Here is a 24,041-nt window from a genome sequence, read left to right on the forward strand (position 1 = left end):
TCAGACAACGCTTGCAGGGGTTTTATGGATAGGCTGCGCGCTCGACTGTTGGGATTGTCCCGCCGACACAAGCGCCTGCTGCAGGTTGCGGCGGATGTCGTGCTCGTGTGGGTCGCATTGTGGCTGGCCTTCCTGGTGCGGTTGGGTATCGATGATGTGATCGACCCGCTGCGCGATCACGCCTGGCTATTCATCTGCGCGCCTTTGGTGGCTATCCCAGTGTTCATCCGGGTCGGCATGTATCGGGCTGTGCTGCGCTACTTTGGCAATGACGCGTTGATCACAATCATCAAGGCGGTCACATTGTCCGCCCTCGTACTCGGGTTGATCATCTATTGGGTGGGTAACAGCGGGAATGTGGTGCCGCGTTCGATCACCTTCAATTATTGGTGGCTGAGCATGATCATGCTTGGCGGTCTGCGCTTGTTGATGCGTCAGTACTTCCTCGGTGACTGGTTCAACACTGCAGGTACGCAGGGCTCAGGTACCAGTCAGAACGAGGCGTCCACGCGGGTGGCCATCTATGGCGCCGGCGCTGCGGGTAACCAGCTGATGGCAGCCCTGCGGATGGGCAAGGCCATGCGTCCCGTGGCATTCATCGATGACGATGCCAGCCTTACCAACCGGATGATTGCCGGCTTGCAGGTCTACGCGCCCAAGAACCTGCAGCGCATGATCGATGCCACTGGCGCCGAGGAAATCCTGCTGGCACTGCCGTCTGTGAGCCGCAGTCGGCGCCGTGAAATTCTCAACCTGCTCGAAGGTTACCCGCTGCATGTGCGTAGCGTGCCCGGATTCATGGACCTGGCCAGTGGCCGGGTCAAGGTCGACGATATCCAGGAAGTGGATATTGCCGATTTGCTGGGGCGCGATGCCGTACCGGCTCAGCAGGATCTACTCGCGCGCTGTATTACCGGGCAAACCGTGATGGTCACGGGGGCCGGTGGTTCTATCGGCTCGGAGCTGTGCCGGCAGATCGTCGGCCAGCGCCCCCGCACGCTGCTGTTGTACGAACACAGCGAGTTCAACCTGTACAGCATCGCCAAGGAGCTGGAGGAACGCATCGGTCAGGATCAGCTTGGCGTGCAACTGATACCGATCCTGGGGTCGGTGCGAGATCAGCGAAAGCTGCTGGACATCATGCAGGCGTGGAAGGTGGACACTGTCTATCATGCCGCCGCCTACAAGCATGTGCCGATGGTCGAGCACAACATTGCCGAAGGTGTGCAGAACAACGTCATCGGTACGCTCTACACCGCTCAGGCAGCACTGCAGGCCCAGGTCGCCAATTTCGTGTTGATTTCGACCGACAAGGCCGTGCGTCCGACCAACGTCATGGGTAGCACCAAGCGTCTGGCCGAGATGGTGCTGCAGGCCTTGAGCAATGAGCGTGCGCCGAGACTCATGGGCGATGTCGGCAATGTGGCCCAAGTCAACAAGACCCGTTTCACCATGGTGCGATTCGGCAATGTACTCGGCTCTTCCGGTTCGGTTATTCCGTTGTTCCATGCGCAGATCAAGGCCGGTGGTCCGTTGACCGTGACCCATCCAAAGATCACGCGTTACTTCATGACCATTCCCGAGGCGGCTCAACTGGTGATCCAGGCAGGCTCCATGGGGCAGGGGGGGGATGTGTTCGTGCTGGACATGGGCGAGCCGGTGAAGATTGTGGAGTTGGCGGAAAAAATGATTCATCTTTCCGGCTTGAGCGTACGTTCCGAGCGTAACCCGCATGGTGACATCGCCATCGAGTTCAGCGGTTTGCGACCTGGCGAAAAGCTATATGAAGAGCTGCTGATCGGGGACAATGTATTGGGCACTCGGCATCCGATGATCATGAGTGCCAATGAGGATTGCCTGCCCTGGGAGGTGCTCAAACGCCGCCTCGAAGCATTGCTTGCTGCTATCGCCATCGATGAGTATCCCACAGTCCGGCAGCTACTCAGGGATACCGTCAGCGGTTATACCCCAAGTGAAGAGATTGTTGACTGGTTGTATCAGCGTCGACGCCAAGAGTTGTAGCGCTTGGCACTGGGTGCTTTTGGTGCGCTGCTCCCACCGACTATGTCTTTCCTGGCAGCGGAGGCACAAGACGTGCCGGTTGCACCATTGAATGTCTATGGGCAAAGCAAGTTGGCAGGTGAGCAGGCAATTCAGGCCAGCGGCTGTGCGCACCTGATCTTGCGCATCAGCTGGGTCTATGCCGCTCGCGGTAGTAACTTTGCCCAGACCATGCTCCGTCTGGTTGCCGAGCGTGGCACCCTCGCGGTTGATTGACGATCAGGTTGGTGTGCAGGTCAGTCAGCTCATTGCCACCCTCGAGCATCGCCAAGGACTCAAGGTAGCTTGTCCTGAAGAGGTGGCTTATAGATTGCAATGGATTGGGTCAGAGCAGTTGGAAAGACTGGCGGCGACCTTGTCATTGATGGCAGTGCCCGAGACGCATGATACGATGTTAGCCGATTAATACTGAGGGGCTGGTGGTGGAAGTAACAGCTAAAACTATACGATTGCGGCTCATAGAAGAGAGCGATGCTCCATTTGTCGTAGGGCTTCGCACGGATGAGAAGTATAACAGGTACTTGTCTGCGGTAGGCAGTGATGTTGAAGCTCAGCGTCAATGGATACGAAATTACAAATCGGACGAGAAATCCGGTAGGCAATATTATTTTATTATTGAACTTTTGGATGGTTCTCCGTGTGGGACTGTACGGCTTTATGATTTTCAAGTGCATTCATTTTCATGGGGTAGCTGGATTCTTAATGACAATAAAACTAAGTATGCGGCCGTTGAGAGCGCATTTTTAGTCTATGAATTTGGTTTTCGGCATCTTCAGTTCTCTGCTTCTCATTTCGAGGTGATGAAGGGGAATGATAAGGTCACTTCTTTTCACGAGAAAATGGGTGCAGTCCGAGTGGGTGAAGATGAGGAATTTCTTTACTTTGAGATTCGAAAGGAAGCCGTTGAGATTGCGAAGGACCGATTTTCGAGATTTTTGCGAGGTTGAGCTGGCGCATGAAGTTCTGCAGCGGTAAGCGCGCACCGCTTTTAACTCAAGCACTTCGCTCCTCGTTTGTGGGATGCTGATTCGATTGGGATGTTGGGCATCACCTCACCCTGAATTAAACCTTCCGGTTCTAGTTGCGGCTCGACGACTATTCGTAAAGACCTTAGCCAACCTCATCGCCGGTCACTGGTATATAGGCTTTGTATGAAAAGCGCCTGCGTGACGATCATGTCGCGTTGAAAACAGGTATCGGGATGCTCATTCACCGCCTATAAAGCCGAGCGCGACTCCTGTTATTCCTCGCCTGATCGCTGCTCGGCTACTTTTCGTACTAAACGTGAGGCTATATAAGTGTGCGGTATCAGCTGCAAGGAACCGGCATTCAAAGCTTACCTGGGCCTCTCGATTTCTTTCTGAAGTCTGCTTAGCTGGACGCGACTCGACCGGCCTGCTTGGGCGGAGCATATGCCTCTGGGGCCAAGGTGCTGGGGTTGGTATCTCAAAGGCATCACGTCAGGGAAACGCTGAGAAAGCGTGGCTTTTGGCAGGCGCAGGTTAGTCTTTGTATGAAAAGCCTTAATGCATTGGTGAGGCTGAGTCGAAAATAGCCCCATCTTGGTCCTAGGCTCTGTACGGAAAGCCTTGATACTTGTTCATGCTGCGTTGAAAACAGCCTCGGAATGCTCATGTACTCCAGTACACTGCGCTTCCTCGGCTGTTTTCGCCTTGCCTGACCTGCGTCTCAAGACTTTTCGTACAGAGCCTAAGGATTTTCATACAGAGCCCGAGCGCGACGTCTAGTACGATCGTTTGGCTGGCGCCCCGCGCACTCCCGAGGCTGTGTGCAGAAAATCCAGATGGGGATAGGGAGTGGTTGCTCGACCCTGGTCACAGACTATGAACCTCCCTGGCGAATCTCTGATATTCTGTGACGTCAATGCTATTGCTACCTGCTCAGGGATGGCAAAGAGATATCAGCTACATGGCATTGAATTAGGTTTCCCGTCACGCATGGCGGGCTGAATTGTAGTAGCCACGACCTGAATGTGATGAGCATCGGGTGGTCGTTAAGGATCCAACTATGGAATTGATCCCGGTAATACTCTCCGGTGGCGTGGGAAGCCGCTTGTGGCCAGTTTCGCGTGAGGCCCATCCAAAGCCGTTCATGGCATTGCCGGATGGGCAGAATCTTATACAGAAAACCTTCCTCCGAGCCGCGAAGCTGGAGGGGGTGGTTGAGATTCTGACAGTGACCAATCGTGAGTTACTTTTCAAGACCGAAGACGAGTATCGCGCGATCAATGTCCATGACCATGCGCAGGGCTACATCCTTGAACCGTTTGGGCGCAATACCGCAGCCGCGGTTGCCGCTGCCGCACTGCGTTTGGTCGACGCCCACGGGCCGGATGCGCGCATGCTGGTGCTGGCAGCGGATCACCTTATTCAGGATGAGATAGCCTTCGGTGCCGCAGTGAACAAAGCTGTTAAGCTGGCTGGCCAAGGTTGGTTGGTCACATTTGGCATCAAACCCCAATACCCAGAAACTGGGTTTGGCTATATTGAGGCCTCCCAAGTGGGTGAGCTAGAAGGGGGGCTGAAGGTAGAGCGTTTCGTCGAGAAGCCCGACCAGAAAACGGCAGAAGGGTATGTATCTGCCGGCAATTACTTCTGGAATGCCGGTATGTTCTGTTTCCGCGTCGGCACCGTGCTTGAAGAGTTTGAAGCGCATGCCCCGGATGTCCTGAGTGCTGTCGCTCAAACGCTAGTAGCTTCGCGCGCGTCGTCGTCCTCAGGCTATAGTTGTCTAGCGCTGGACCCTGAGTCTTTTGCCAAGGTGCCCGATATCTCCATTGACTATGCACTGATGGAACGTTCCCGTAAGGTTGTAACGGTTCCCTGTGACATTGGCTGGAGCGACATCGGTTCGTGGAACGCGGTCAGTGAGCTGACCGCGGCCGATGAGCAGGGCAACCGCTTTGAAGGTGAAGTCCTGGCGTATGAGTCGTCTAATAACTATGTCAATAGTGAAGCACGTTTGACTGCCTTGGTCGGCGTTAACGATCTTTTGGTGGTGGATACGCCCGACGCGACGCTGATCGCCCATAAAGATCATGCCCAAGATGTCAAACATATTGTCAAACGCCTGAAAAGTGACGGGCATGCTGCGCATTTGCTCCATCAGACTGTACACAGGCCTTGGGGTACCTACACCACGCTGGAGAATGGTGAGCGTTTCAAGATCAAACGCATCGTGGTCAAACCCAAGGCATCGCTTTCGTTACAGATGCACCATCACCGGAGTGAGCACTGGATTGTAGTCAGTGGCATGGCTGTGGTTATCAATGATAATCAGGAACTGATGCTCAATACTAACGAGTCCACCTTCATTCGGGCGGGGCATAAGCATCGTTTGCAGAATCCAGGCGTCATCGACTTGGTCCTAATAGAAGTGCAGAGCGGTGATTACCTCGGCGAAGACGATATCGTTCGTTTTGAGGATAACTACGGTCGTTGTGAGAGCTGACGGAAGGTCTTTTTTCCGATGCTTTGTTAGTTCCTGAAAACGGGTTCTGTTCGGTGTCGTGGCGAGCACCTTGCTCAATATGCAGTGCTCGCTTTAGGCAATCCTGTATCAAGAGAGACATATGTTCGCACCTATTGAGATCCGTTGTTTCAAAGCTTATGATATCCGAGGTGAAGTACCGGGCGACCTGAACGATGATATTGCATACCGTGTTGGTCGTGCATTAGTCGCTCAGCTGGGTGGAGGGGCTTATGTGGTTGGCCGGGATATGCGCCTTGAAAGTCCAGGCTTATCCCTCTCGTTGATTCAAGGTTTGACAGACGGCGGCGCTGATGTGATTAACATCGGACTGTGCGGCACTGAAGAGGTTTATTTCGCCACCAGCCACTTCCAGGCTGCAGGCGGTATCATGGTTACGGCTAGTCATAATCCCAAAGGCTATAACGGGATGAAGCTGGTCCGCGAGCAGTCGCGCCCGATCAGTGGTGATACTGGTCTTAATGATATCCGCAAGCGCGTTGAGACCGGTGCGCTTGGTTCCCGTGCTACCACGCCAGGCAGTGTCCGTGAGGTTTTCGATAAGACCTTCTATATTGATCATCTGCTGACCTACGTCGACCTGACCACGCTCAAGCCTCTTAAAATACTAGCCGATCCGGGGAACGGTGCTGCCGGCCCAGTGTTGGAGCTGCTCAAGACACGCCTGCCGCTTGACATCACGATTATTAACGGCGAACCGGATGGTAACTTCCCCAATGGGATTCCCAACCCGCTGTTGCCGGAAAACCGTGCCCTTACCCGCCAAGCCGTGCTCGATATCGGCGCTGACATGGGCATCGCCTTCGATGGCGACTTTGACCGTTGTTTCTTCTTTGACAACCAGGGACGCTTCATTGAGGGTTATTACGTGGTTGGCCTGCTCGCAGAGATGCTTTTGGCCAAGCATCCAGGCGGTAAAATCATCCATGATCCGCGCCTTACTTGGAATACCATCGAGCAGGTCAGTGCGGCTGGCGGTCAGGCTATCCAGAGCAAGACCGGCCACGCTTTCATCAAAGAGCGCATGCGGGCCGAAGACGCCATTTATGGCGGTGAAATGAGTGCCCACCACTATTTCCGCGACTTCGCCTACTGCGACAGCGGCAACATTCCATGGCTACTGGTTGCTGCGCTGATGAGCCTGACCGGCAAGAGCCTGGCTCAGTTGGTGGACGAACGCATTATGGCGTTCCCGTGTAGTGGCGAGATCAATTATGAAGTGGCCGATGTGAAAGGCACTATCGAAAAGATCCTGGCCTACTACCGGCCGCAGGCGTTGGGCATTGATTGCACCGATGGGATTAGTGTCGAGTTCGCCGACTGGCGTTTCAGCCTGCGTGGGTCGAACACCGAACCGCTGCTGCGGTTGAACGTCGAAAGTCGCGCTGATGAAAGGCTGGTGGCGCTGCGTGTTGCTGAAATTGGCCGTTTGATTCAAGGCTGAATCGTTCAGTCTGTGAGAGGTGGCAACTGAATCAATGCCCCCGCCCATTGCGGGCGGGGGCTAAGCTTTAGCCGTTTAACCCGTCAGCCCCTGCGACGCGTTGAACAGCTGCTGTGCGCTTTCATCCCAAGTCAACCAAGGCATTCCAGCTGATTTGGGGTGGGCTTCTTTCGCATGAAGATCAAGCCAAGCCACAAGGTGAGAGGAAAGATCTGTAGCGTGGTCGGCATTGAAGTAATATGCGTGGGCACCTGCTACTTCGCGGAAGACAGGAATGTCACGCACGATCAGCGGCAATCTGTATTGAGCTGCTTCGATAAGAGGTAAGCCAAAACCTTCTCCAAGTGATGCCGCAATCAGCGCATCAGAATGCTCGTAGAGGGCGCATAGGTACTCATCATCGATGCCCTCGAACCAGAATAGTCGTTTGCCTTTTTCCGGGTGATTGTTGAGGCGTTCTACAAGGGCTTCGACCATCCAGCCTTGCTTGCCAACAATCAAAAGATTCACGTTTTGTCGATTTGCCCAGAGTACTTCGAAGGCATCCAGCACTTGAGCGTGCGCTTTCCGGGGCTCAATCGTGCCTACCATTAGGAACGAGGTGCGGCTGCCTAAGTGCGACAGCGCGGGCTTCGAGGCAGAGATTCTCGCGTTGGCATCTCTTGCTTCATTAATGTCGGCACCGAGATGGAACCATGACAGCGTGTACGGTCGTTTTGACGGCTTGCGGTGCGTGGAGAGCCATTCCGCCATCTCGTCTGCAACTGCCTTGGATATACAGATCGCGCCGTCTGCCTGGGAAACAGTCTCCAACCATCGATCGACGACATCGGATGCGCCATCAGGGAAGCAATGAGAAAGTTTCTTTAGCAGAAGATCATAGACTACGAACTGCACTTTTACACCACGGCGGCGCATGTGTGCGAGTGCTGACTGTTGTCGGGGAACTATGACGGGCTGTAAGTCGAGCCCGATAAAATGGTCGCCGTTGTGGTAAACCACAGGCTCGTCGAGAAGAATGTCGCGAGGGCAGCCGATGAACCCCAGCGTGAAGTGGCGGGCGTAACGGTAGCCCTCCTCGTTTTCAGTTGCGTAGACAGGCTCAACACGGTAGTTGCCAGGTGGGTTTTTCAACCAAATCTGCAAAATATTCCGGACGACGCGCTGAATGCCACTTTTTGCATCGCGATTGACCAACTCGGAAATATCCACCAGTAACTGGGGTTTTGAGAGGCTTGGCTTCAGATTCTGATCGATCGATGTGGCAACCGATATGGAGTCTTCAAGCGTAAAGGTTGTTTTTTCCAGGGATGCGATTGAGGAGACGACTTCGCCCATGGAGTGGAATGAGTCTTTGTGAAAATTCTCGATCGCTTGTTGATAGCGTGCAGCACAGGCGCGGGGTGAGTGCAGCGTGTGTATCAGCTCTTGCCCGACTCCACCAATACGCTGACGAGCGACTGGGTCGTTACGCAGTAACGTCAATGCCTGGCTCAGCTCTGCGTTGGTGAATGTATCTGGTAGTTTTATCAGGCTGGAATCGGGGATGTCCGACATACTGCCGTTGGCATTGACGATAGTGGCGATGCCATAATTGAGGCAGTCCAGAACGGCAGCAGAAGTCTCCCCTCGGGACAATGTACGTAGCTGCACTGCGGCATCGGCAGCTTCAAGATAGGATTTAAACGTATCCGTATCTGCCCAACCAGTAATTTTGATGCGCTCGCGACAGGCACTTGTGTTGATGCGTTTCAGTAAACTTTCACCAAAAGCGCCTTCGCTATTTTGCCCGACATATATCAGATGGCAATTACTATCATCCGAAAGCTCGGAGTCGAACCATGCTTCCAAAAGTCGGTCGTTCAGCTTGGATGGGCCTAACAAGCCATAACTGCACACGACAAAATCTTTTTCCGAAAAGCCGAGTTTGCTTCTGGCTTCCGCACGTTTACGAGCGTCTGGATAGCGTGGGGTGCGGAGGAGCGGGATTTCTGCCCACTTCAGTCCGGAGTTCTCGCCATACCATTGTTGAGCCAGCCGTATTGAGTAGTGCGAATGTACAATTATCCCCTCCGCCTGCTGAAGGACTCTCAGATTGCAAGAGTACTTCCAGACTGCGTCGGCGGTGTCGTTGCCATTGATACGTTCAGCAACAGCCTGATAGCCATGCCCGTGGTAGAGCGCTTGGGTCCAGAAACCTGCTCGTCCTTGATGGACTTCCATATTGGCCACTACTCCCGACAGGAAGAAGTCATGCAGGACCACGGTGCCAGGAATCTTCTCGATCAAGTGGAACATGTGATCGTGGAAGGTCGAGTTACCAAAGTGATAGATCACGCGATCGAACAGATGCGCATTGGCTTCGAACCAAGCGACCGAGCGCAACGTGTAATTGATGCCGGCATCGAGCGGTGACACCGAGTCTTGTGCAACAATTACATCAATTTGATAATGAGCAGCAAGCTCCGGGAGTAGCTCGGCGCTGTAATCGCTGATGCCGCTTCGAGCGGGTGGGAGCGGTGAAACATAGGCGAGTCGTAGTTGCCGGGGCGGTGGGGCGACGAAGGTGGTCGCCCGCTGCTGCAAAATTACCTTGTGCACTGCGGCTACTGCGATGATTGCAGTCTGATCCCAGCTGAATGTGGCTGCTTGAGCAATCGCCGATTCGGCCAGGCGGGTTCGTAAGTCCTTATTGGTCAGTACGGCTTCAAGCTTCGTTGTGATTGAGTGGGTATCAAAAGGATCGAACAGCGCTTCTGGGTTGCCTAGTACTTCAGGCAAGCTCGAGGTGTTCGATGCGATAACCGGTTTGCCACAGGACATCGCCTCCAGCGCGGGGAGGCCAAACCCTTCGTGCAGGGACGGGAAAATGAAGAGTTTGCACGCGTTGTAGAGCGTGAGGAGGTCTGCATCGCTGACATAGCCAGTGAAGCATACATCGGATTTTTTGAGGCTGTTGGCTTTCGCCAGGCTCTCGAGGCGGACGCGTTCCTCTGGCTGGACCTTGCAGACAATCACAAGTTGGTGCTGCTCGCGAACAGGCGCTGGCAGATTTGAGTAAGCAATGATCAACCCATCAATATTTTTTCGAGGGTCGATTCCGCCAGTGTACATTACAAATTCGCGATTGATCCCTAGCCGGCACAGAAGGTCTGTAGCCTGCTGCTCATTGAATACCGGCCGGTAATGCTCAGTATCGATTGCCGTGGAGACGTTGATGACTTCGTCGGCACTGAACCCCAGATGGCGAATGACCTCTGACCGAGACGAATTCGAGATGGCCAGCACCAGATCCGCGCGGCGTAGATGCTTGAGTTTGCTTTCATACCATTGGCGCACCGGCGGAGCAGCGAGGTAGGCCTCTGGGTTGATGAGAGGAATCAGGTCATAAACGATCGCAGCGGTAGGGATTGTGGAGGTCAAGCGCTTGATGCTTGTTACAGCATCGTCCACCAATCCTTCGAACACACTTGTAATCAGGACCAGATCTGGATCCAGGCTAGCAATGAATGCTTCCCTGACAAGTTCAGATGCTTGGCGGGCCCAAAGATGTTCGTGCTTCAGTGCGGCTACGTTCGCATTGGGCGTCCATATGTGGATATGGCTGTCTGGAAGCAAACCAAAGAGGGCTTCACGAACTTCATCAATGGAATCACCAAATGCTCCATTGAGTACAACAAAAACTTCGATCTCGCGACGGTGTTTGATAAAAGCTTTGGTGAACGATAACGCGTAGCGCCCAATGCCCCGTGTTCTGTTTTCCGCCTGAGCACCTTGAAGGTCAATGACGACGCGCATCAGTTCTGATCCTTTCGAGAAGTATTTATGTTTAGGCGGTAGTAAATGGCCTTTGCATTTTCGGTAAGATGATCTGGTGCAGCAGGGACGCCCGCCGGCTGCGGGGCTGAATCCGGATTCGTATGGCTAAATTGAACAGCGTGCGAGGTATAAGCCGCTTCTGCGTTCAAACGAGCCGCAACTTTTCTTGCAAAGGCATTCAGTGCCGGGGCCTGATTCAGTATTTTTTTTGCAAGTTTGACCAGTGAGGGCTGCTTGAGCAATATCTTGAGGCTGGCTTTTACTATGTGCTTGAGTGTGCGTGTGGGAGAGGAGAGTATTGATCTCGCCAGGCGCATAGGGGCCGTGATTCTCCAGGATGTGCTGGATTTAAATTCCTGTACATGTTTGGCCAAAATGCCATGAGCCTGCTCATGGTAACTGGCAGACGCTTTGAGTTGCAGGAAGTTCTGCTTTTGCAGATTGGCTTCATTTTGCCAGTGCTGAATATTTGTGAGCGCCTCTTCTAGCGAACGCTGTAATTCGGTGTTTTCTTGCTCTAACTTCGCAAGCGACGATGTGGTGGCACTGCTGTCCGCGTTCAATATCTGATTGGTGAGCTCGAGTTGATGCATTTCCAATGCATTGACGCGGTCTGCCAGTGCTACATATAACGCCTTCACTGCTCTAGTACCATTACTCAAGTCATAACGCCGTGCAAGCTCTTCCATGCTTAAACCATAAACCTCTGAAAAGGGTCCCTCAAAAGGTGTGCTATCAAAATCTCCCAGGTCCACCTGCGCGATGATGGCATAATCCGGGCTCGTTCCGCCGATCACATCCATTAGCGAGATAGACTCGGTAGTGGACAGGGCTGGGTTTTCTTGAAGCCGGAGAATCTTTGAGCGCTGAAACCCGCTGAACCTCACTAGAAAGTCAAGGAGCAAATGTGGAATTGGACGCTCATGTGTCGGATCAAGGTAGAAATTTTGCGTCGCGACGATAAGGTTTTCCGAATTGGGCGTTTCTAGAATCAACAGCCCGCCCGGTTTTAGTACGCGGTGCGCCTGCGCAACCAACGCTTTCAGGTCGTCAAAACGAAGATGTTCGGCGATATGAAAGCCTGTCAAAACGCAATAAGAGTCACTTGGTATCGTCTGGAGAAAGGAGAGGGCGTCGGCTTTTTCGGCGGGCAGGTTGCGAGCCCTGCAGGCTTCCAACATGCCATCGTCCATGTCGACGCCAGTCGCTTTGAAACCGTTTTCTACCAGCGTTTCCAGCCATTCTCCACGGCCACACCCTACATCAAGCGCGCGAGCATCAGGATAAAGGTCGAGCAGCGGCCGGATGAAGGGGAGGTAGATTTGCAAACGCTGCTTTATCGCCTCGCGAGAGCCGCGGTGCTCATCTTCAAATGCACGATAGAACTGAGTCATTGTTTGCACTCTACAGTGGGCTGAATCCAGGCTGACCCGACAAATGGAACTTTTTCCGTGTTGATGACATTGAACACCAATGCCAGGTCTCGCCACTCATAATTCGCGTTCAGGTGAGTGTCGGCAGTATGGAGTGCAACGGCAATCGAATATGATCCTACGCCGATATTGGTATCAAAAGTAAACGCGTACTCAAGCTGTGTGCCCGCGTGCAAGTCCGTTAGTATTCTATCCAGATGATGGGTATTGGTTCCGTAGATGGCTTGGCCCAACCGATCCTTGATCATGTAGCCCACCACCAGCTCGGGTATCGTCTGGTTGACATCGATGTTGATCTTCAGACGTACCGTTTGGCCAACGGTAACGAACTCGATGGGTTCGTCTGCCTCATTATAAAGTGCAAGGCTGTGTACAGTAGCCTCGCCAGAACCAGACTTCGTTTGCGTGCTCCCATCCGCCAGCTTGTGTACAACAACGGTAGCGTTTTCTTTTTCCGAGATGATCGCGTTGTAAAAATCCATCACCTCTTCAGGTGCACCGTCCTTTATCACCGTACCGCCCTCGATCAGAAGAACACGGTCGCAAAGCGCCTGAATCGAGCTGCGATCGTGAGAAACAATCAGCAAGGTAGTGCCCTGCGCCTGAAACTCGCGAATCCGGTCGAAGCTCTTGTGTTGGAAGTAGCTATCCCCCACGGAAAGCGCCTCATCGACAATGAGAATCTCGGGGCGTTTGGCTGTTGCTACCGCAAATGCCACCCTCATCTGCATGCCGCTGGAGTAGGTGCGCACGGCTTGGTCGAAGTATTCGCCGACTTCAGCGAATTTTTCGATATCAGGCATAAACTGCTCTATCTCGTCAGCGCTGAACCCCATCAAGCCAGCGGCATGGTGAACATTCTGGCGGCCTGTCAGCTCCGGATTGAAGCCCATGCCTAGCTCAAGGATTGCCGCGATCCGGCCGTTGACACGCACTTCTCCCGTGGACGGTTGCAGCGTACCGGTCAACATCTTCAGCAGCGTGGACTTGCCGGCACCATTTTGGCCAACAATGCCGATGGCTTCGCCTGCATTGATTTCAAAGTTGATATGTTTGAGCACCCAGTGCTCTTCACGGGGCTTGCTTGGCAAGCCCAGCCAACGACCAATGCGTTGCCATTCGCTCTTGTAACTGCGGTAAGCCTTGCCCAAATTCTTGGCGCTGAGAAGAGTCATAGTGCATCCACCATTTCTGGGGCTGCACGACGGAACAGAAAGAGGCTGAACGCGAGCAGCAGAAGTGTAGCGCCTAAGGTTATTGCAAGTTGCGAAATATCGGGTACGACATTATAGACAAAAACATCGTGGTAAGCGCTGACAATAGGGTACATGGGGTTGAAGGCGATGAGGGATTTAAGTTCATCAGGGATTATGGTGATCGGGTAGACGATGGGGGTGAACCAAAACAGTATCTGGAGGATAATGGGTACCACTTGACCGATGTCCCGGACAAACACGTTTAACACGCCCAATATCAGCCCAAGGCCAACAGCTAATGCGGCAACGCTAAGAATCAAGGGGATGGCCCACAACATTTGCCAGGTAGGCCAATGCCCCAGGCAGATGAAAACACCCAGTACTGAAAGTAATAGCAAGATATTGTTAAGCAGGGCAGAGCCGAGCACGATAAAAGGTAAGGTTATCCGCGGGAACCTCATTTTTTTCATGAGGTTGCCATTCTCTATGAAAAGTGTAAGGCAGCGGTTGATGATTTCTGCAAAGAGGCTCCATGCCAGTGTGCCTGCCATCAGGTACAAGGCGTAGGCATATTTATTGTCAATGCCGGGCAGCTTTGCTGCCAATACATTGGAAAGAATGAGGGCGTAGATGAGCACGTTCGCGAGTGGATTTATGATCATCCACAGCCCGCCTAGGCTACTCCGCGAGAATCGTGATACAAACTCATTGCGGATCGAGGTGGCGATGAAGCTTCTATAGCTGTATAGCCCTCTCAATAGTCCAAACATGTAGTCTCCTTGATTCTGTGATTTCTAATAGAGCGGGCGTACTGGGAGTTACTTGTCAGACAGGCTGCAGCTGTCGGTGTTGCTCCAGTAAAGGGTTCGCATAATAATCTAAAAACCATAGTGGCATTTTGGAGTCATTTACGGCCTCCCGTTTCGCTGAGCGCATTTCAAGCGTTGGGTGAACGGTAGGCTGTTTAGCTAGAGATGACGAGCCTTGAGGATATCAGTGAACAGCCATGCACGGCGAGCACGCTGGTAGCGTTGGTGCGGGCATTGCTCAGCTTGCGCCCGCACCACGCCTTGTTGGTAGGCTATTGCTCGAAACGCATCGATACGAAGCCGATACCAAGCATCCGATCATCCGTACCGCCCATGACTTGACGGGGGGAGATTGGAGTGGGAGGGATGAACGTAATGCGATTGGCGCTTGAGCCCTGGAGATCGACCTCTAGTCGCACCTCTGAAACGTCACCCGTCAATTGAACTGTGTATTCTTTATCGGCGATCTGGATGCGAGTGGGGTGTTGTGCGTTGGATGCGAATGCATGAGCTTTTAACACCAAGGTGAATTTCTGCGGCAATGGTTCGGCAAAGTCGAAGGTAACTTCCGGCTTGTCTGACCATCTGCCCCAGGGTTCAAGGGGCCAGAGGCCTTTCGCATTGGCAATGAACTCTGGCCAGCCCGCCTTGGTAAAGTCAATGCCGTTTTCCAGGGTGGACGGATAGCGAATGCCGATATGGTCGGCATAGTATCCTGCCAGCTTCATGATCTGGGGTGTACTAAGGTGTTCCAGTGCCGGATGCTTGCTCCCGGAGACCTTGAAGAAAACCTGATCACCGCTGCTGCTGACCAGCAATGGGGGGCTTTGGAGAAGCTCGCTCAGCTCATTGATCAGGGCATCACCATTGTCGGCATAGCCTCGGCGATCGATATATATGCCGTCGAAGCCGAGTCGGCGGATCACATTCAGCTGTTTGTTCGTTGGTTCCTTGACGAGGGCGCGATAGAACGCATCACCATCCCGCCCCCTCATTCCGCCGAAGCTCCAATGCAGTCCCTTTGAGTGGATAACGCCAGCCATCGACTGATAGCTCATCATACGATTCATGGGCGGCTCTTCGGGAAAAGCGAAGTATGGTAGTTGATAAACAGCGGCTCCAGGAGGCAAGGCGCTTTCGATGGCCTGGACAAAATGCTTGTCGTTTTCGAACTCGGCCTTGCGTTGAACGTAGCAGCTTTTGCAGGCAGAAGTGGTCTGGTCAAGCAGACCGAACAGCAGCGCGACTGCGGCAATAGCTGTGGCGTGGCGAGCGAAGCGTGGAGCCTTTTCCTTCAACAGGATCTGCAAAGCAATAAAAGTGAACAATACGGTGCTGAACGCAATGAATACGCTGATTCTGTTCCAACCCCTAATAGAGGGAGATATGAACCAGGCAAATACCGTACCAAGCCCACCTATAGTGCCAAACATGAAAAGCACGAAGGTAATTGCAGCCAGCAGGCGTAGACGTTCATCATTGGCAGCGCCCGAGGGCCTGAATACCAAGAATAGAAACACGAGGCCCAGCCCTGCGGAACCGATCATGCCGAGTGTTGCCGTGGCATTCTCGTTGATCAACGGCGAACCGTTATTGTATGCCTGCGTCAGGTTAGCCAGTGCTGAAGACCTGTGATCCAGACGTGGTAGGAACAACTGCATCAACTTGAAGCCGAGATGTTCCGACTGGCCTGGCGAGCGGTGAGCCGCTTCTTCGTTTACACCATTAGTGAAGGTGTTTAGCACATTGGGCGCGATATTAAGGGCAACCCCTGTTCCAATGGCGCAGCTCAATAGAATGGACTTTTTCAGGCCTTGAAGATGTTTCGAACTTGCCCAGCTCAACAGGCCGGCAAAGCCAATGACGATGACCCCGAATACAGCGTAATAAACACCAAATGAGGCAAGTATGAATAGTCCCAGTGTTGCCGGAATGCCCATGGCAATTCGGCGACGCAGGCTGCTAGCGGTTGGTTCTTGACCGGTGCGATAGACACTGAGTGCCAAGTAGAAAAATACAGGTGCTACAAAATACCATGTATAAAAAAGATGTTGGTATACCAAACGCAGGAAATGGAAAGGTGTAAAGCTATAGAGCAAGGCGACTGCTACGGAGAAGCTGCGATTCAGTCCGAATGCGCGAGCTGTAATATAGCTGGCTACAAAGCAAATCGGAAATCCGATCAAGAAATACAGGTTGAGTCCCCCGACCCAACCCCCGGTCAAACTAGAGAGCAGTTTGATGACAAAGTGGTTGCCGGCATCGGCACCCGGGTAATCCAGAAAATTTGAGCCGAAAGGATACCCGCTTCTGTCGTTGTTGAAAATCCAGCCCTCATCGACACGGTTGGCCATCCAGGCGTGAAAGATGGAGTCGCCGTTATAGCCGTATGGCACTGATAAGTCTGGAATAAAACCGGCGGGTACGCCAGTAGTTATTAAACTTGCAAGGAAGAAAGACGCAATTGCGCCGATAAGCATTAGCCGCCAGTCTTCACTGACAATTCTCCGCCAGCCGAGGTGAGTGGAGGGCTGCTGGTTTCCTGCTCTGGCATGAAGGTTATGTGAGTTCAAAATACTTTTCCCTAAGCTCAGTCAAAATTCACACGTTCTGCTTCAACCACCAGCGGCATGTTGCGCATCTGCGTGTGCACCGACCCCAGGTACTCGCCGAGCATGCCGAGGAACAGGATTTGCACCGAGCTGAAGAAAAACAGTGAAATCAGCAGGGGTGCGATACCCATCTGGAACGAATTCCAGAAAATAAGCTTCGCGATCAGGAATGCAAAAGCGGCCAGCAGGCTCAAGCCCGCGAGCAGGCCGCCGCCCATCACCATCAGGCGCAATGGCACCTTCGAGTGATTGGTGATGCCCAGCATGGCGATGTCGTACAGGGTGTAGAAGTTGTTCTTGGTGATGCCGCGCTGGCGGCGTGGCTGCTTGAACGGCACGGTGGCGATCGGGAAGCCGATTTCGCACAGCAGGCCGCGGAAGTACGGGTACGGGTCGTCGATCTTCTTCAGTATGTCCAGCACCGCACGGTCGAACAGGCCGGCACCGGTGGCGTTCTGCACCAGCGGCACTTCCGAGATGCGCGTGACGAAGCGGTAGTAAGCGCGGCGTATCAGGAACATCATGCGCGACTCTTCGCTCTCCGGCTTCACCGCCATTACGGTCTTGAAGCCTTCTTCCCACTTCTTGACGAACTCTTCGATCATCTCGGGCGGGTCTTGCAGGTCCGAGGCGATCAGCACGGCGGCGTCACCATTGACCTGCAGCAGGGCATGGTAAGGCGAGCGGATATGGCCGAAGTTGCGGGCGTTGAAGATCAGCTTGACGCGCTTGTCCTGCTCGGCCAGGGCGCGCAGCTTGGCGTGGCTGCCATCGGTAGAGCAGTTGTCGATGAACACATGTTCGTAATCGTAATCAAGGCGTGACATAACCTCGACGATGCGCTGGTACAGCTCATCGATGTTGGCTTCTTCGTTGTAGCAGGGAGTCACTATGCTGATCAGCTTACGCATAATTGAAAACGAACCTGTTGTTGATGACAAAGGAGAGCAGGGCCATGGGCACGATCAGTGCCATGCCGGCCAGGTAAGGGTCGACACCCAGCAGCTTGAGTGCTGCGATGCCGGCCACGTTGGTGCCATAGACCACGCCATACCCGGCCACGAATCTGAAGATCAGCTTGTTGTTCTTCGAGCCGAACACCAGGGCCCCGGTGCTTTTGAAGTTGAAGGCAACGCCCAGGATGGTGGCCAGTAGCAAGGCCGCGCTGTAGTGCAGGCCCAGGTACAGGAACCCGGCAAAGCAGCCGTAGCCGAACGCCGCGTTGAGCACGCCCACCAGCAGGAAGCGGAACAGCTTGACCTGCAGCAGCTTGTGCAGCCAGGAGGACGCCGGTTTAGTCTCTTGCATCGAGCTGCTGCCTGATCTCGCGCATCACGCCGCTGAGCGACGAGTCGCCGGGCACGTAGCCGAACAGCTGTTCGGCTCGGCGGTTGTGCGAATAGTAATGGGCCTTGGGACCGGTGGCATTGACCCGCGCCTGGTCGCCGGCAATGCTGTGCTGCAGGCCGAAGGCTTCGCCAAGTGCCGCCAGCAGTTCGAATTTGCCGACCGGCGCCTGGCTGTAGCAGTCGATGGCGGCATTGCAGGGCGGCGCCTGCAGGATGCGTTCGATCAGTTGGAGGAAATCGGCAGGCGTCAGGTAATCCCTGAGCATGTCGTCTGCTGCCACTTCCAGCACGCTGCCGTTGTGCAGTGCACGCAGGATATCGCTGAGGAAGAAGCGTGCCTGCGGGGCCTGGCGATGGCTGAAGTAGCTGAACACCCGTACATCGACGATCGCCGCCTCGGGCAGCGAACGGTGGCGGCATTCGGCCTGGAACTTGGCCGCGCCATACCAGTCCTGCGGGCGCAGACCATTGATCGGGAACACCGCGTGCGAGGCCTCGGTCACCGGCGCTGCGAAGTTGCTGCCGTAGGCCGCGCCGCTGCTGAGGTAGATATAGCGGCACGCCGGGTGGCTGCGCAGGTACTCCAGCGCCAGGTTGTCGTACTGCTCGGTGACCGTGAAGATTTCCTTGCCCATCTGCACGGCGCGCGCCGGGTCGCCGACGCCGACGAAGTTGATGATCGCGTCGAACGTGCAGCTGGCGTCGAAACCGGCATAGTCGCTGACCGCATAGCCCTTGCGCGCGGCGATGGCCTGCAGTTCGGCGTCCAGCGCGGCGGGCGCGCGGACGAACAGAGTGCAGGCGTAGGCGGTATGTGCGGCGATGCTGGCGACCAGGTCCTTGGCAATGTGGCTGCTGGCCCCGAGGATCGCCAGCCTCATCGGCCCAGTTCCATCAGTGGCGACTGCTCGTCGATCGGCCGGCCGAACTCAAGGCGTGGGCGGCATTCTCGGGCATCGGGCATCAGCACTTCGATCAGCATCGGCTTGCCATTGGTCAGGAACTCGGCCACTGCTGCATTGAAGGCCTGCATGTCGACCACGCTGTGCGACGGTATGCCGTACGCTTCGCCCAAGGCCTTGAACTGCGAGGTGTAGCCGTTCCAGTAGGTCGAGGAGTTGCGCCCTTCGAAGTACATCTCCTGGAAGCCACGCACCATGCCCAGCGAGTGGTTGTTCATGACGATGGTCAGGATCGGCAGCTGGTCGCGGGCGATGATGTCCAGTTCCTGGATGTTGAGCTGCGCGCCGCCGTCGCCGGTGATGACGATGACCGGTTTGTCACCGGCGATGCTCGCGCCTACCGCGGCTGGGATGGCGAAGCCCATGGTGCCCAGGCCACCGGAGTGGTGCATGGCCTGGTTGGCGCCCAGGCGCAGGGTGTGCGCGGCCCACATCTGGTTGTTGCCGACGTCGGCCACGTAATCCAGCGCACGGTCGGCGGTCAGCGTGTTGAGGCTGCTCAGCAGCTCGAACGGGCTGATGCTCCAGGCCGCGTACTCATCGACGAACGACTGCTCGAATATCTTGGCCAGGTGCGTGCGCCAGGCAGCCGGTGCCGGTTGCAGGGTGGCGGCGTGGGCGATGAAGTCGGCGAACACGCCATCGAGTTCGGCGTGGATCGATTGCTGGGCCTTGACCCGGTTGTCCAGCTGCGCCGCATCGAGGTCGAACTGGATGACCTGTGCATTGGCGGCGAAGGTTTCGGTCTTGGCGCCGGTCTGGCGCACGTCCATGCGGCTGCCGAAGACGACCAGCAGGTCGCAGTTCTGCACGGCATGGTTGGCGGCGCGGGTGCCATAGGCCCCGAGCATGCCCAGGTAGTGCTCGCTGGCGGTGAGCTTTTCGGCGCCCTTGAGGCTGGCGACGTGGGGAATGCCCAGCTTGCCCACCTGGCTCAGCCAGCGGTTGAAGTTGGGGCAGTTGACGGCGCCGCCACCGATCAGGAACAGCGGCTTCTGCGCCTTGGCCAGCGTGGCCCAGACCTCGGCATGCGAGCCCTGAGGTTCGGCCACTGGGGCCGCCAGGCTGGCCTTGAGCAATTGGTTCAGCACCGCCTCGTCGATTTCGGCGCGCTGGATGTCCATGGGGATGTCCAGCAGGACCGGCCCTGGACGGCCTTCGCGGGCGATACGCAGCGCTTTGAGAAGGCTTGGAATGAGTTCGTCGACGTGGGTGACCTGGTGCGCATACTTGGTGATGCTGCTCACCAGGGCCACACTGTCGAGTTCCTGGAAGCCCTGCTGGCGGATGGGGCGGTCGCCCTTGAGCTCGTGGGTATTCACCTGCCCGGTGAGAAACACGCACGGATGGCTGTCCAGCCAGCAGTCGGCAATCCCAGTAATCAGGTTGGTGGCGCCTGGGCCGCTGGTGCCCAGTGCCACGCCCATGATTGAGTGATGGGTCGCACGTGCGACCGCAGATGCAGCGAAGGCCGCGCCCTGCTCATGGTGCATGGATACCAACTTGGTCTTGCCGAGCAAGTTAATACTGTCCACCAGATGGGCGATCATTCCACCGATGAGCTCAAAACCATAGAGGACGTTATGGTCCGCCAGAACTTTTGCCACTGCATCTGAAGCTTTCATAAGTTAGAAACCGATCCCGAAGAATTCTTCCAGTTTTTCACCGACGAAGTCGAAGTGCTCCTGGCCCAGCGAAGGCTGCACACCCAGCCAGAAGGTCTGGTTCATGGTCCGGTCGGTGTTGGTCAGTTCGCCGACCACGCGGTATTCCACGTTGTGGAAGTACGGCTGGCGGATCAGGTTGCCAGCGAACAGTAGGCGGGTACCGATCTTGTGCTGATCGAGGAACTTCAGCAGGTCGACACGTTTGACCCCGGCGCTTTCCTTCAGGGTGACCGGGAAGCCGAACCAGGACGGCTCGCTGTTCGGGGTCGGCTCGGCGATTTCCAGGAAGTCGCTCAGGCTCGACAGGCGCTCCTTTAGCAGCGTGAAGTTGCGCTTGCGGGTTTCGATGAACTCCGGTGCTCGGTCCAGTTGGGCCAGGCCGCAGGCCGCCTGCATGTCGGTGATTTTCAGGTTGTAGCCCAGGTGGGCGTACACGTACTTGTGGTCGTAGCCTTGCGGCAGGCTGCCGAACTGCTGGCCGAAGCGGTTTCCGCAGGTGTCATCGCAGCCTGGCGCGCAGTAGCAGTCGCGGCCCCAGTCACGGAACGATTCGGCGATCAGCTTGAGCTGGGCGTTGTTGGTGAACACAGCGCCGCCTTCACCCATGGTGATGTGGTGGGCCGGGTAGAAGCTCAGGGTGGCGATGTCGCCGAAGGTCCCGACCAGCTTGCCGTCAAATTTGGCGCCCAGGGCGTCGCAGCAGTCTTCGACCAGCCACAGGTTGTACTTCTCGCAGATCGCCTTGACCTTGGCCAGGTTGAACGGGTTGCCCAGGGTGTGGGCAAGCATGATGGCCTTGGTCTTCGGGGTGATGGCAGCCTCGATCAGGTCGGCATCGATGTTGTGGGTAGCCATGTCGACGTCGACGAACACCGGGATGGCGCCGAACTGCACGATCGGATTGACGGTGGTCGGGAAGCCGGCGGCCACGCCGATCACTTCGTCGCCTTTCTTGATGGCGCGCTCGCCCAGCTTGGGCGAGGTCAGGGTGCTGAAGGCCACCAGGTTGGCCGACGAACCAGAGTTTACGGTGATCAGGTACTTGACGCCGAGGAACTCGGCCAGCTTCTTCTCGAACTCGGCGTTGAAACGGCCAGTGGTCAGCCAGCCGTCCAGCGAGGCTTCGACCATCAGTTGCAACTCACGGGCTCCGATTACCTTGCCCGAAGGAGGGATGACTGTTTCGCCCCCAACAAAAGGTTTGGCAGCCATGGCGGTCTGAGCGTAGCGCTCGACGAGCTGGCTGATTTCCTGACGGAGCATATCGGGGGTCATAAGTAGTTCCTGCTCAAGCTAATAGTGATTTAGGCGCCAGAGGCCATGGCTGCCATGTAGCTGTCGATTTCGTTTGCACATTGGGTATGCATGTCATCGCCCTGCAGCCAGGCGCGGTGCCAGTTGACAATGCGGGTCAAGGTGGTCTCGAGGTTCCAGGTCGGCTCCCACTTCAGGTGGGTGCGAGCCTTGGAAATATCCAGTTTCAGGTAGCGGGCCTCATGCGGCTGTGGGTCGTTGTCCAGTTGCCAGCCGGCGCCATCGCCCCACGCCTGGGTCATGTGGTCGAGGATCCATTCGACGGGGCGTGCATCTTCGTCCCGTGGCCCGAAGTTCCACCCTTGCGCAACGGATTGGCCATGCTCCCATAGCTGCTGGGCCAGTACAAGGTAACCGCTGAGCGGCTCCAAAACGTGCTGCCAGGGACGGGTGGCCTTGGGGTTGCGTACCACCACCGGCTGGCCCTGCGCAACGGCGCGAAGGATATCGGGGATTAGCCGGTCGTCGGCCCAGTCACCGCCGCCGATGACATTGCCGGCACGTGCCGAGGCCAGGGCCGCAGCATGTTCGGTGTTGAAGAACGAGTTTCGGTAGGCGCTGGTTATCAGCTCGACGCAGCCCTTGCTGTTGCTGTAGGGATCGTGGCCGCCCATGGGCTCGTTTTCACGGTAGCCCCATTCCCACTCCTGGTTTTCGTAGCATTTGTCGGTGGTGACATTGACGATGGCGCGTAGATTCGCACACCGGCGCGCGGCCTCCAGCACGTGTACTGTGCCCATCACGTTGGTGGCGTAGGTTTCCACCGGTTCGCGGTACGAAAGGCGCACCAGCGGCTGAGCCGCCATGTGGATCAGGATGTCCGGGTCAAATGCCGTCATGCTTTCGGTGATGGCTGCGAGGTCGCGAATGTCGCCAATCTGCGAAGAGTGCATGCCTCGCTCGACTTGCGCTTGTTCGAACAGTGACGGTGTAGTCGGCGGCGCCAGGGCAAAGCCTTTAACCTGTGCGCCCATGCCCTGCAGCCAAAGGGCCAGCCAACTGCCCTTGAAACCGGTATGGCCAGTGAGGAAAACCTTCTTGCCTTGCCAGAAGGCGGCCGAGACGGAAGCTTTCATGTTCACATTATTCCCAGGATTTCCACGGCGCGGTGCCAGTTTGCCACAGCCTTTCCAGCAGGTTCTTGTCGTGCAGGGTGTCCATCGGTTGCCAGAAGCCGGCATGCTCGTAGGCCATCAGTTGGCCGTCGTCGGCCAAGCCCATCAGCGGCGCTTGTTCCCAGACGGTGCTGTCGTCGCTTAAACGATCGAGCACCTTCGGCGAAAGTACGAAGAAACCGCCGTTGATCATGGCACCGTCGCCCTTGGGCTTCTCCTTGAAGTTCAGGACCTGGCCATTGCTGATGTCCAGTGCACCGAAACGGCCTGGCGGATAGGTGGCGGTCAGCGTTGCGTCCTTGCCGTGGCGTTTGTGGAAGGCAATGGTGGCACTGATGTCCATGTCGCCGACGCCATCACCGTAGGTGAAGCAGAAGGCTTCCTCGTGGCGTACGTAATCAGCCACACGACGCAGGCGGCCGCCGGTCATCGAGGTTTCGCCAGTGTCGACCAACGTCACGTTCCAATCTTCGGCACGCTTGTCATGCACTTCCATGCTGTTGTCGCGCATGTTGAAGGTGACATCAGAAGTGTGCAGGAAGTAGTTGGCGAAGTACTCCTTGATCATGTAGCCCTTGTAGCCGCAGCAGATGATGAAGTCATTGATGCCGTGCGAGGAGTACATTTTCATGATATGCCAAAGGATCGGCTTGCCGCCGATCTCGACCATGGGCTTGGGACGAGTACCGGTCTCCTCGCTCAAGCGTGTCCCCAGCCCACCTGCCAAAATGACTGCTTTCATGACTGCTC

At 55.6% G+C, this 24,041-nt stretch carries 16 protein-coding genes and 1 pseudogene; 5 read left to right on the forward strand and 12 right to left on the reverse strand.

What is annotated here, in order from left to right; translation table 11 throughout:
* Positions 1 to 24 precede the first annotated feature (24 nt).
* The 5 genes and pseudogenes from DMX06_RS09790 (at position 25) to DMX06_RS09810 (ending at position 7,015) form a co-directional block, all read left to right on the forward strand.
* Positions 25 to 2,022 (forward strand): polysaccharide biosynthesis protein, encoded by a 1,998-nt coding sequence (locus DMX06_RS09790; protein ID WP_110736547.1) that lies wholly within the window; start codon positions 25 to 27, stop codon positions 2,020 to 2,022.
* A gap of 54 nt (positions 2,023 to 2,076) precedes the next feature.
* Positions 2,077 to 2,467: pseudogene (locus DMX06_RS26295) on the forward strand (sugar nucleotide-binding protein); the annotation flags it as partial.
* Between the two features lie 16 nt (positions 2,468 to 2,483).
* Positions 2,484 to 3,008 carry a GNAT family N-acetyltransferase gene (locus DMX06_RS09800; RefSeq protein ID WP_110736697.1) on the forward strand — a complete coding sequence of 175 codons (525 nt, stop codon included), beginning with the start codon at positions 2,484 to 2,486 and terminating at the stop codon, positions 3,006 to 3,008.
* A 1,081-nt stretch (positions 3,009 to 4,089) separates the two neighbouring features.
* Complete coding sequence (locus DMX06_RS09805; protein ID WP_110736551.1) at positions 4,090 to 5,532, forward strand: mannose-1-phosphate guanylyltransferase/mannose-6-phosphate isomerase; 1,443 nt, start codon at positions 4,090 to 4,092, stop codon at positions 5,530 to 5,532.
* Positions 5,533 to 5,653: 121 nt separating this feature from the next.
* The gene (locus DMX06_RS09810) at positions 5,654 to 7,015 is read left to right on the forward strand and encodes a phosphomannomutase (RefSeq protein ID WP_110736553.1); all 1,362 of its coding nucleotides are present in this window, start codon (positions 5,654 to 5,656) and stop codon (positions 7,013 to 7,015) included.
* Positions 7,016 to 7,090: 75 nt separating this feature from the next.
* Here DMX06_RS09810 and DMX06_RS09815 read toward each other — a convergent pair whose 3' ends face one another.
* The 12 genes from DMX06_RS09815 to rfbF all read right to left on the reverse strand — a co-directional run bounded on the left by DMX06_RS09815 (position 7,091) and on the right by rfbF (position 24,033).
* Positions 7,091 to 10,813, reverse strand: coding sequence for a glycosyltransferase (locus tag DMX06_RS09815; RefSeq protein WP_110736555.1), 3,723 nt, complete (start codon positions 10,811 to 10,813; stop codon positions 7,091 to 7,093).
* Positions 10,813 to 12,228, reverse strand: a complete 1,416-nt coding sequence (locus DMX06_RS09820; protein ID WP_110736557.1) for a class I SAM-dependent methyltransferase — start codon at positions 12,226 to 12,228, stop codon at positions 10,813 to 10,815. The genes DMX06_RS09815 and DMX06_RS09820 overlap by 1 nt, the downstream gene beginning before the upstream one ends.
* Complete coding sequence (locus DMX06_RS09825; RefSeq protein ID WP_110736559.1) at positions 12,225 to 13,442, reverse strand: ABC transporter ATP-binding protein; 1,218 nt, start codon at positions 13,440 to 13,442, stop codon at positions 12,225 to 12,227. The genes DMX06_RS09820 and DMX06_RS09825 overlap by 4 nt, the downstream gene beginning before the upstream one ends.
* Entirely contained in the window at positions 13,439 to 14,233 is a 795-nt protein-coding gene (locus DMX06_RS09830) for an ABC transporter permease (RefSeq protein WP_110736561.1), read from the reverse strand. Before DMX06_RS09830 ends, DMX06_RS09825 begins: the two co-directional genes overlap by 4 nt.
* A gap of 311 nt (positions 14,234 to 14,544) precedes the next feature.
* Positions 14,545 to 16,845, reverse strand: a complete 2,301-nt coding sequence (locus DMX06_RS09835) for a DUF7024 domain-containing protein (protein ID WP_258378820.1) — start codon at positions 16,843 to 16,845, stop codon at positions 14,545 to 14,547.
* A 17-nt stretch (positions 16,846 to 16,862) separates the two neighbouring features.
* Positions 16,863 to 17,795 carry a glycosyltransferase family 2 protein gene (locus DMX06_RS09840; RefSeq protein ID WP_110736567.1) on the reverse strand — a complete coding sequence of 311 codons (933 nt, stop codon included), beginning with the start codon at positions 17,793 to 17,795 and terminating at the stop codon, positions 16,863 to 16,865.
* Positions 17,788 to 18,192 carry a GtrA family protein gene (locus DMX06_RS09845; RefSeq protein WP_110736569.1) on the reverse strand — a complete coding sequence of 135 codons (405 nt, stop codon included), beginning with the start codon at positions 18,190 to 18,192 and terminating at the stop codon, positions 17,788 to 17,790. Before DMX06_RS09845 ends, DMX06_RS09840 begins: the two co-directional genes overlap by 8 nt.
* Complete coding sequence (locus DMX06_RS09850; RefSeq protein WP_110736572.1) at positions 18,179 to 19,114, reverse strand: NAD-dependent epimerase/dehydratase family protein; 936 nt, start codon at positions 19,112 to 19,114, stop codon at positions 18,179 to 18,181. Before DMX06_RS09850 ends, DMX06_RS09845 begins: the two co-directional genes overlap by 14 nt.
* On the reverse strand, positions 19,111 to 20,820 hold the full coding sequence (locus DMX06_RS09855) for a thiamine pyrophosphate-binding protein (protein WP_110736574.1): 1,710 nt from the start codon (positions 20,818 to 20,820) through the stop codon (positions 19,111 to 19,113). Before DMX06_RS09855 ends, DMX06_RS09850 begins: the two co-directional genes overlap by 4 nt.
* Before the next feature lie 3 nt (positions 20,821 to 20,823).
* A complete protein-coding gene (gene rfbH, locus DMX06_RS09860) occupies positions 20,824 to 22,137 on the reverse strand; it encodes a lipopolysaccharide biosynthesis protein RfbH (RefSeq protein WP_110736576.1) in 1,314 nt (437 codons plus the stop codon).
* A gap of 29 nt (positions 22,138 to 22,166) precedes the next feature.
* Positions 22,167 to 23,252, reverse strand: coding sequence for a CDP-glucose 4,6-dehydratase (gene rfbG, locus DMX06_RS09865; RefSeq protein ID WP_110736701.1), 1,086 nt, complete (start codon positions 23,250 to 23,252; stop codon positions 22,167 to 22,169).
* Between the two features lie 7 nt (positions 23,253 to 23,259).
* Positions 23,260 to 24,033 carry a glucose-1-phosphate cytidylyltransferase gene (gene rfbF, locus DMX06_RS09870; protein ID WP_110736578.1) on the reverse strand — a complete coding sequence of 258 codons (774 nt, stop codon included), beginning with the start codon at positions 24,031 to 24,033 and terminating at the stop codon, positions 23,260 to 23,262.
* Between the last annotated feature and the right edge of the window lie 8 nt (positions 24,034 to 24,041).

This window comes from Pseudomonas mosselii (genome assembly GCF_003205295.1).
GTDB classification, from domain to species: Bacteria; Pseudomonadota; Gammaproteobacteria; order Pseudomonadales; family Pseudomonadaceae; genus Aquipseudomonas; species Aquipseudomonas mosselii_B.